This is a genomic window from Brachybacterium phenoliresistens, from assembly GCF_000576425.1.
Lineage (GTDB): Bacteria > Actinomycetota > Actinomycetes > Actinomycetales > Dermabacteraceae > Brachybacterium > Brachybacterium phenoliresistens.
On the sequence record NZ_KK069995.1, the window covers coordinates 126,393 to 135,271 of the forward strand.

General features: G+C 72.9%; 4 protein-coding genes. 1 reads left to right on the plus strand and 3 read right to left on the minus strand.

Annotation, left to right across the window (positions count from 1 at the left end; all coding sequences use genetic code 11):
• Positions 1–999 (minus strand): LacI family DNA-binding transcriptional regulator, encoded by a 999-nt coding sequence (locus BF93_RS11395; protein WP_038372741.1) that lies wholly within the window; start codon positions 997–999, stop codon positions 1–3.
• Positions 1,000–1,158: 159 nt separating this feature from the next.
• Here BF93_RS11395 and manD point away from each other — a divergent pair, with 159 nt between their 5' ends.
• The gene (manD, locus tag BF93_RS11400; protein ID WP_038372742.1) at positions 1,159–2,391 is read left to right on the plus strand and encodes a D-mannonate dehydratase ManD; all 1,233 of its coding nucleotides are present in this window, start codon (positions 1,159–1,161) and stop codon (positions 2,389–2,391) included.
• A gap of 145 nt (positions 2,392–2,536) precedes the next feature.
• Here the strand turns inward: manD and BF93_RS11405 are convergent, their stop codons facing one another.
• Both BF93_RS11405 and BF93_RS19815 read right to left on the minus strand, forming a co-directional pair.
• Complete coding sequence (locus BF93_RS11405; RefSeq protein ID WP_198025418.1) at positions 2,537–3,913, minus strand: copper amine oxidase; 1,377 nt, start codon at positions 3,911–3,913, stop codon at positions 2,537–2,539.
• A 283-nt stretch (positions 3,914–4,196) separates the two neighbouring features.
• Entirely contained in the window at positions 4,197–8,867 is a 4,671-nt protein-coding gene (locus BF93_RS19815) for a hypothetical protein (RefSeq protein ID WP_051486869.1), read from the minus strand.
• Positions 8,868–8,879 lie beyond the last annotated feature (12 nt).

The following is an 8,879-nucleotide window of genomic DNA, read 5'->3' on the forward strand; positions in this document are numbered from 1 at the left end:
TCAGACCTGCCGCGGGCCCGAGGAGCCGCGCGGCACCAGCCGCACCGGCAGCGCGCCCTCCACCGGCAGCCGGATCGAGGAGGGGTTCTCGATCCGGCGGGTCAGGCGCTCCACCGCGGCACGGCCCTGCGCGCGCTTGGGCGAGACCACGGTGGTCAGGCCCCCGCCCACCAGCCGCGCCAGCGGGATGTCGTCGTGGCCGATCACCGACAGCTCCTGCGGGACCTGCACCCCGGCCCGCAGCGCGGAGACCAGGAACCCCAGGGCGATCAGGTCGTTGTAGCAGATCACGGCGTGGGGCAGCTCCCCGCGCAGCTCGTCGAAGGCCTCCTCGCCGCCGCTGGCCGTGGGGATGAACGGGCCCCGCCGCCGGATGCTCATGCCCCGCGCCCGCGCCTCGAGGCGTGCCGCCCGCCAGCGCTCGCTGTCCGACCACGAGTTCACGGGACCGGCGACGTAGACGACCTCGCGCACGCCCTGCTCGTCCAGGTGCGCGATGACCTGCGCCATCCCGTGCTCGTAGTCCGGGGTCAGGGAGTCCAGCCCGGCCACCCGGCGGTTCAGGACCAGCACCGGCAGGCGCTTGGTCATCTGCGCGAGCGCCGCATCGGACAGCCGGGAGCCGGCGAGGATGAACCCGTCGACGATCTCCAGCGCCCGCTCCAGGCCGCGGCGCTCACGGGTCTCGTCCTCCGAGGAGTCCACGAGCAGCAGCAGGTAGTCGAGGTCGTGGGCGGCCTCGCGCATGCCGGCGACGAGCTCGGCGAAGAAGGGGTTGGTGATGTCGGGGATCTCGATCGCGAGCCGATGCTGCTGCCCCTCGCGCTCCTGGAGATCCGGGACCTCGGTGCGGTAGCCGAGGGTCTTCGCGGAGGCCATCACCTTCGCGTGGGTCGCGGCGCTGACCCGGCCGGGGCGGGAGAAGGCGCGCGAGACGGTGCTGGGGGCCACGCCCGCGTGCGCGGCGACGTCGTAGATCGTCACCCGATGCTCCGCCATCCGCTCCGCCTCCCTGCGCTCGCGCCCACCGCCTGGGCGAACACCCCCAGAAGGATATGCAACTGCTGGCAACCCGTGGTGCGCGGGGCACCAGGCGGACACAATCCCGCTATCAGCCGATGCTGCCTGTCATCCCCGCTCGGAAGGAGCGCCCCCGCCATGGCCACGATCGAGAAGGTCGACGTCCTCATCACCAACCCCACCCGGAACTTCGTCACCCTCAAGGTGACGACCTCGGACGGGGTCACGGGCCTGGGGGATGCGACGGTGAACGGGCGCGAGCTGTCGGTCGCCTCCTACCTGCGCGATCACGTCGCCCCGATCCTCATCGGCCGGGACCCCGAGCAGATCGAGGACACCTGGCAGTACCTGTACCGGGGCGCGTACTGGCGCCGCGGACCGATCACCATGGCCGCGATCGCCGCGGTCGACGTCGCCCTCTGGGACATCAAGGGCAAGACCGCCGGCAAGCCGGTCTACCAGCTGCTGGGCGGCGCGGTGCGGCGCGGCCTGCTCGCCTACGGCCACGCCTCGGGTGCGGAGCTGCCGCAGATCTTCGACTCGATCCGCGAGCACCAGGAGGAGGGCTACCGGGCGATCCGCGTGCAGACGGCGGTGCCCGGCCTGGGCCAGGTGTACGGCGTCGCCGCCGCCGGGGCGACCGCGGCGGGCCGCTACGACTACGAGCCCGCCCGCCCCGGCCTGCGGCCGACGGAGGAGACCTGGGACACCCGCGCCTACATGCGCCACCTGCCGACGGTGTTCGAGGCCGTCCGGGCGGAGTTCGGCCCGGAGATCCCGCTGTTGCACGACGGCCATCACCGCATGACGCCGAACCAGGCGGGCCAGCTGGGCCGGGCGCTGGAGCCCTACGACCTGTTCTGGCTGGAGGACTGCACCCCGGCGGAGAACCAGGAGGGCCTGCGCCGGGTGCGCTCGATGACCACCCAGCCGCTCGCGATCGGCGAGATCTTCAACACCATCTGGGACTACCAGACCATCATCTCCGAGCAGCTGATCGACTACGTGCGCTCGGCCGTGACGCACACCGGCGGCATCACGCACCTGAAGAAGATCATGGACTTCGCCTCGGTCTACCAGATCAAGTCCGGCTTCCACGGCCCGACCGACATCTCCCCCGTCGGCCAGGCGGCGGCGCTGCACCTGGGGCTGGCGATCCACAACTTCGGCATCCAGGAGTACATGCGCCACAGCGACGAGACGCTCTCCGTCTTCGAGACCTCGTACACCTGGCAGGACGGCCTGCTGCACCCGGGCGACACCCCCGGCCTCGGCGTCGAGTACCACGAGGACGCCGGCGCCTCCTACGAGTACTCGCCGGCATACCTGCCGGTCAACCGCCTGTCCGACGGGACCATGCACGACTGGTGAACCCCCGGGGCCGATGCCCGGCTCCCGATGTTCCGGGGGCCGATGCCCCGGGGGCCGATGCCCCGACCGCCCTCCCCTCGGAGCAGCAGGACGCCCCGCCATCCCGTGGCGGGGCGTCCTGCTGCTCCGGGGCGATGGCGCTGGCTCAGGTCGGCTCCTCGTGCCACTCGCTGTCGGGGACCCCGTTGACCTCTTCGTGGCCCTCCGGGAGGTCGAAGCGCTGCGCCGTGAGACCGCGGGGCACCAGGCCGAACCCCTGCCAGTGCATCTCCATGGGCGACTGGTCCTCGTCCCGGGGCACGTGGTGGAAGCCGACCGCGACCCAGGAGACGACGTCGTCCAGCGGCTCGCCCTGGCCCTCGGCGACGAAGTCGGGGACCCCGTCGCCGCAGGGGCCGTCGTTCTTCACCGCGTAGATCTGGCAGTCATCGGCGTTGGTGAACGCGACGTCGTAGCCGGCGCCGGCATCGTGCACATGCGCCCCGTCCTGCGTCTGCTCGTCGACGAACGTGAAGGAGTCGGTGCCGGCCAGATCGATCTCGTAGGAGATCGGGCGCCCGTCCTCGTTCAGGACCTCCGGGTTCAGCACCCGCCACCAGCGCCGCTCCTGCCAGTCGGCGGTGGTGGGATGCTCGAGACGGGTCAGGGATCCCGCGATGATGGGGGCGTTCTCCCCCATCTCGCCGGTGGGCTCGGCGTCGTACTGCTCGACCTGCATGCCGCTCGGGCCGCCGAGCGCCCAGTCGACCCGCCACACGGCGTTGTGGGAGTGGCTGGTGGCGTGCTCGTCCTGGCCGATGTCGGATCCGTGGTCCGCGTCGCTGTAGTCCACCGGCGAGAGGTCGCCGGTGGCGCCCAGCTGCACGTCGATGGAGCCGTCAGCGCCGAAGGTGTACTCGGTGAGGTACTCGTACCAGCCGACCCGCGAGACCGTGAACAGCTGCAGGTCGGTGCGGCGGGCCGCCGCCGGCGCCACCCGGTCGCTCGAGTGGTAGGCGACTCCGCCGTCGACGACGCTCGAGCACAGCACCTCGCGCCGCTCGGTCTTGCCGTAGGTGCCGTCGCCGATGTTGGGGATGTCGAAGGACAGCCTGTCCCCCGGGCAGACGTCCTCGCCGAGGGTCTTCATCTTGATGCCGCCGAAGCCGGCCTCGGTGATGTCGTACGTGTTGCGGCCGCCGTCGTCGTAGGGCACCTCGAGCTGGGAGATCGACAGCGTGTCGATGAGGCTGATCGGCTCGGCGCCGGGCGGCGTGATGTGGATGTTCGAGAGGACCAGACCGAGGTCGGGGTCGATCGACGAGCACAGGGACCAGGTGGCCCCGCTGGAGAGCACCTGGTCCAGGCGCTGCGCGCCGTCCTCACAGGTGATGTCCGCGGGGGCGGCCGATGCGGTCCCGGTGGGTGCGGCGGGCCCCTGCTGCGGGCGCTCCCAGGGACGCGTGAGACCGAGGGTGATGCACAGGGCGAGGACGACCGCACCGGCGATCGCGATCCTCGGCCAGGTCACGAATCGTGTCATGTCACCAGAATTCTTCGTCCGATAGGGATCCACCATGCCGCGATGCGATGGCGAGGGCCTGCGAAGCATTCTCGGCGGCCCGTGCCACGTTATCACCCGACGTGCCGGGCATTGCTGTCAGCGTCGCGGCCGAGGGACGGTTGACCTGGCCCGATGTCCTTCGCGGGCATCCGGGCCGGGGGGTGGGACGGGCCGGCAGCGGCGCGTGGTCCCGGGGGTCCGCACAGAGAAAGGTGGCGACCCGCTCTCGCGGGCCGCCACCTTTCCTGGGGCTACTGGACGATCAGCTCTCGTCCGTTCCCATGCCGCGGTTGCGGGCGATGAGGAACAGGGAGCCGACGATCATGAAGATCGCGCCGACGCCTGCGAGCGGAAGGAGCTCAGCACCGGTGCGGGGGAGCTTGCCCCACCCGCCCTTGTTGTCCGAGCCGTTCCCGGAGCCGTTGCCGGATCCGTTCCCGTTGCCGTTGCCGGAGCCGTTGCCGTTCCCGCCGTTGCCGCCGTTCCCGTTGCCGTTCCCGCCGTCACCGCCGTTCCCGCCATTGCCGCCGTTCCCGCCGTTTCCGCCGTTCCCGCCGTTTCCGCCGTTCCCGTTGCCATCGCCATCGCCATCGCCATCGCCATCGTCGTCACCGGCGGTGACCTCGAGCGGAGCGCTGACCTGGGCGCCGTTGGCGTCCGTGGCGACGATCGCGTAGCCGGTGCCGGCTGCGGCACCGCCCGGGACGGTCACCACGGTGCCGTCGGGGATGTTGCCGTCGGCGTCGGTGGTCACCGTGACCGCAGCGCCCAGGGCGTTGCCGTCAGGATCGACCAGCTGGAGCGAGACCTCGGTGTTCGGCAGCCAGCCGCCGGAGGTCACCGCGGAGTCGTCACCGGCCTTGACCGGCGAGCCGGCCTCGATGGTCGGTGCGTACACCTCGATGGTGTCCTCGCCGGCGTTGCCGTCGGCGTCGGTCACCGTCACGGTGTACTGACCGGCTGCGGCATCCGCCGGGATCGGCACCGCGGTGCCGGCCGGGATGGAGCCGTCCTCGTCGGTGGTCACCACGATCGGGTCGCCCACGGGGTTGCCCTCGGGGTCGACCAGCTGCACGGTCACCTCGCTGCCCGGGGCCCATCCGGTGGAGACCACATCGGACTCACCACCCGCGGGGACCGGGGACTCGACCTGGACCACCGGAGCGATGGTCCCGGCCTCGACGACCTCGAGCGGTGCGCTGACCCGCGCGCCGTTCGCATCGGTGCCGACCACGGAGTAGTCGGTGCCCGGGGCCGCGTCCTCCGGCACGGACACCATGGTGCCCATCGGGACGTTGCCGTCGGCATCGGTGGTCACCGCGACCGCGTCACCCAGGGGCTCGCCCGAGGGATCGGTCAGCTGCAGCGAGACCTCGGAGTTCGGCAGCCAGCCGGAGGAGGTCACCGGGGTCTGCCCACCGGCCGCGACCGGCGAGCCGGCCTCGATCGAGGGAGCGTAGACCTCGATGGTGTCCTCGCCGCCGTTGCCGTCGGGGTCGGTCACCGTCACGGTGTACTCGCCGGGTCCGGCATCGGCCGGGACGGGCACCGAGGTGCCGGCCGGGACGTCGCCGTTCTCGTCGGTGGTCACCACGACCGGGTCGCCCACGGGGTTGCCCTCGGGGTCGACCAGCTGCACGGTCACCTCGGTGCCGGGGGCCCAGCCGCCGGAGGTCACCTCGGACTCACCGCCGGCAGGAACCGGCGAGGAGGCGTCGACGACCGGTGCCACGGACCCGGCCTCGAGGACCTCGAGCGGGGCGCTGGCGTTCGCGCCGTTCGCATCGGTGCCCACGATGGCGTAGTCCGCTGCAGGAGCGGCGTCCTCGGGGACCGCCACGGCGGTGCCGTCGGGGATGCGGCCCTCGGCGTCGGTCGTGACCACGACCGGGTCGCCCACCGGATCACCCTCGGGGCTGGTCAGCTGCAGCGTCACCTCGGACTCCGGCAGCCAGCCGGTCGAGGTCACCGGGGACTCGCCACCGGCCGCGACCGGGGACTGCGCCTCGAGCTGCGGGGCGTAGACCTCGATGGTGTCCTCGCCGCCGTTGCCGTCGGGATCGGTCACCACCACGGTGTAGTCGCCGGGGATCGCGTCCTCGGGGATGTGCACCACGGTGTCGGCCGGGATGTCGCCGTTCTCGTCGGCGATCACGGTGATCGGGTCGCCCACGGGGTTGCCCTCGGGGTCGGTCACCACGATCGTGACCTCGGTGCCGGGCTCCCAGCCGCCGGAGTCCACGTCGGCATCGCTGCCGGCCGGGACCGGGGACTCGACCTCGACGGTCGGGTCGACGGTGCTCGCCTCGGTGACCTCGAGCGGTGCGGTGACGTTCGCGCCGTTCGCATCGGTGCCGACGATCGCGTAGTCGGTGCCGGGTGCGGCATCGGCCGGGATCGGCACGACGGTGCCCTCGGGCAGGTTGCCCTCGGGGTCGGCGGTCACGGTGACCGGGTCGCCCAGGGGGTTGCCGTCAGGATCGGTGAGCTGCAGCGTCACCTCGGAGTCCGGCAGCCAGCCGGTCGAGGTCACCGGGGACTCGCCGCCCGCCGGGGCCGAGCCGGCCTCGAGCTGGGGAGCGTAGACCTCGATGGTGTCCTCGCCGGTGTTGCCGTCGGGATCCGAGGCCGTGACCGTGTACTCGCCGGGCGCGGCGTCGGCCGGGATCGGCACCACGGTGCCGGCCGGGACGTCGCCGTTCTCGTCGGTCGTGACCGTGATCGGGTCGCCCACCGGGTTCCCCTCGGGATCGGTCAGCTGGAGCGTGACCTCGGAGCCGGGGGCCCAGCCGCCGGAGGTCACGTCCGAGTCGCCACCGGCCGGGACCGGGGACTCGACCTGGAGCTGCGGGGCGATGGTTCCGGCCTCGAGCACCTCGAGAGGTGCCTGGGCGGTGGCGCCGTTGGCGTCGGTGCCGACCACGGAGTAGTCCGGACCGGGGGTCGCGTCCTCGGGGACCGGCAGCAGCGTCCCGTCGGGGACGTTGCCGGCCTCGTCGGTCGTCACCGTCACCGGGTCACCCAGGGGTGCACCGGAGGGATCGGTGAGCTGCAGCGACACCTCGGAGCTGGGCAGCCAGCCGGAGGAGGTCACCGGGGTCTCGCCACCGGCCGCGACCGGCGAACCGGCCTCCAGCACGGGAGCGTAGACGTCGATGGTGTCCTCACCGGAGTTGCCGTCGGCATCCGACGCGGTGACGGTGTACTGGCCCGCGGGGGCGTCCGCCGGGACCGGCACGACCGTGCCCGCCGGGACGTCGCCGTTCTCGTCGGTCGTGACCGTGACCGGGTCGCCCACCGGGTTGCCCTCGGCGTCGGCCAGCTGGACGGTCACCTCGGAGCCGGGGGCCCAGCCGCCGGAGGTCAGCGTGGACTCGCCACCGGCCGGAACCGGCGAGGAGGCGTCGACCTGCGGAGCGACCGTTCCGGCCTCGAGCACCTCGAGAGGTGCCTGGGCGGTGGCGCCGTTGGCGTCGGTGCCGACCACGGAGTAGTCCGGGCCGGGCGTCGCGTCCTCGGGAACCGGCAGCAGCGTCCCGTCGGGAACGTTGCCCGCCTCGTCGGTGGTCACGGCGACCGGATCGCCGACGGGGTTGCCGTCGGGGTCGGTCAGCTGCAGCGACACCTCGGAGCTGGGCAGCCAGCCCGAGGACGTCACCGGGGTCTCGCCACCGGCCGCGACCGGCGAGCCGGCCTCCAGCACGGGAGCGTAGACGTCGATGCTGTCCTCACCCGAGTTGCCCTCGGGGTCGCTGGCCGTGACCGTGTACGCGCCGGCCGGAGCATCGGCCGGGATCGGCACCACGGTGCCGGCCGGGAGATCGCCGTTCTCGTCCGCGGTCACCACGACCGGGTCGCCCAGGGGCGCTCCGGAGGGATCGGTGAGCTGGACGGTGACCTCGGAGCCGGGGGCCCAGCCGCCGGAGGTCAGCGTGGACTCGCCGCCGGCGGGAACCGGCGAGGAGGCGTCGACCTGCGGGGCGATGGTGCCGGCCTCGAGCACCTCGAGGGGTGCCTGGGCGGTGGCGCCGTTGGCGTCGGTGCCGACCACGGAGTAGTCCGGACCGGGCGTCGCGTCCTCGGGAACCGGCAGCAGCGTCCCGTCGGGGACGTTTCCGGCCTCGTCGGTGGTCACCGCGACCGGATCGCCGACGGGCGAGCCGTCCGGCGCCGTGAGCTGCAGCGACACCTCGGAGCTGGGCAGCCAGCCGGAAGACGTCACCGGGGTCTCGCCACCGGCCGCGACCGGCGAACCGGCCTCGAGCACGGGAGCGTAGACGTCCACAGGGGCCTCGGCGGAGTTGCCGTCGGCGTCGGTGCCGGTGACCGTGTACGCGCCGGCCGGGGCATCGGCCGGGACCGGCAGCATGGTGCCTGCCGGGATCGCGCCGGTGTCATCGGTCGTGACCGCCACCGGATCGCCCACCGGAGCACCGGAGGGATCGACCAGCTGGACGGACACCTCGGAGGCCGGAGCCCAGCCGCTCGAGGCCACCTCCGTCTCGCCACCGGCCGGGACCGGGGACGTCGCCTCGATCACCGGGGCGATGGTGCCGGCCTCGGTCACCTCGAGGGGTGCCTGGGCGGTGGCGCCGTTGGCGTCGGTGCCGACCACGGAGTAGTCCGGGCCGGGGGTCGCATCCTCGGGGACCGGGATGACGGTGCCGTCGGGGACGTTGCCGGCCTCGTCGGTGGTCACCGCGACCGGGTCGCCGACGGGCGAGCCGTCGGGGGCCGTGAGCTGCAGCGACACCTCGGAGCTGGGCAGCCAGCCCGAGGAGGTCACCGGGGTGTCATCGCCCGCGGCGACCGGCGAGCCGGCCTCCAGCACGGGGGCGTAGACGTCCACAGCGGCCTCGGCGGAGTTGCCGTCGGCATCGGTGCCCGTGACGGTGTAGGCACCCGCCGGGGCATCGGCCGGGACCGGCAGCATCGTGCCGGCCGG